Source organism: Streptomyces sp. NPDC058964 (genome assembly GCF_042741275.1).
In the GTDB taxonomy this organism is placed as follows: Bacteria; Actinomycetota; Actinomycetes; order Streptomycetales; family Streptomycetaceae; genus Streptomyces.
On record NZ_JBHYKH010001084.1, the window covers coordinates 1 to 1,024 of the forward strand.

The window sequence follows — 1,024 nt, forward strand, 5'->3', positions numbered from 1 at the left end:
ACACTATACCAAGACACCTTCGGCGTCGCACCACTCTCACTATCTCGCCGCCGTGAAGGCCGCGCGCCGTGCGCGTCGCGCGTTCCCGCTCTCGTCGCCGCCTCGAAGCGGCCGAGTGGCGCTGCACCATTCGTGTTCCGTGGACGCGCTCCAGCGCGTCGCCGCACCAGCCCCGGCCGACCCGGGCCGCCGTACGAGAGCCACCAGGAGTGCGCCCGGGCGGGGCTCTGGAACGGGGTCGCCGTGACGCACCGGCGATGGAGCCGCCCCGTCGCGCGCCCGGCCTCGCTCGCACACATCACGCCGAATGCCCAACGCGGCCCCGGCATCTCCCACTTCAGCGACGGCGCCGCGGTCCCTCCCGACCGCCCCGAACCGACCAAGGCCTGCGCCTGGAACACGGTCGGGATCCGCCCGCGTTACACGAGCCGTCCGGCGATTCCCGCCTTGGCGCCGTGCGCGTACGCCGGTACCCAACTGCCATTTCACCGCGCACAGTTGGTCGCCGCTGCCGTCCGCGTGCTGTAGGCGGTGGAGGCTCAGCGACCGCACTCCAGATGCTATCCGCATTAATCAGTTGAAAACAGGCAAGTATGTCGGATTCGTGAAGGTAGTGACTCGGGCCTCAGATCACTCCTTTGGCGCACAACCGGTGGGAGCGTCGCGCGTTGACACAACGCCGGGCATTTCCGTCCGCATGTTTATGTCGACCCCCCAAGGAGCACCTCTCCATGTCGCGTATTGCGAAGGGCCTTGTTCTGACCACCGCCGCCGCCGCAGCCGTCGCCGGCGGTGCCGGCATCGCCGCCGCCGACAGCGGCGCCTCCGGCAGCGCCGCCAACTCCCCGGGCGTGCTGTCGGGCAACGTCGTCCAGGTTCCTGTCCACGTGCCGGTCAATGTCTGCGGCAACACCGTCGACGTGATCGCCCTGCTGAACCCGGCGTTCGGCAACGCTTGCACCAACGGCTGACGTCGCGGCGCACCCCTTCGACCGGCCGTCCGCCCGCGGTTTCCCCGCGGGAG

At 69.7% G+C, this 1,024-nt stretch carries 1 protein-coding gene; it reads left to right on the top strand.

What is annotated here, in order from left to right:
* The first annotated feature begins 731 nt into the window (after positions 1-731).
* Positions 732-971, top strand: a complete 240-nt coding sequence (locus tag ACFW2E_RS47835) for a chaplin (RefSeq protein WP_384478685.1) — start codon at positions 732-734, stop codon at positions 969-971.
* The last annotated feature ends 53 nt before the right edge of the window (positions 972-1,024 follow it).

Bases quoted from the DNA above. Each gene is read 5' to 3' on its own strand.
- ACFW2E_RS47835 (WP_384478685.1), top strand. From the start codon at position 732: ATGTCGCGTATTGCGAAGGGCCTTGTTCTGACCACCGCCGCCGCCGCA.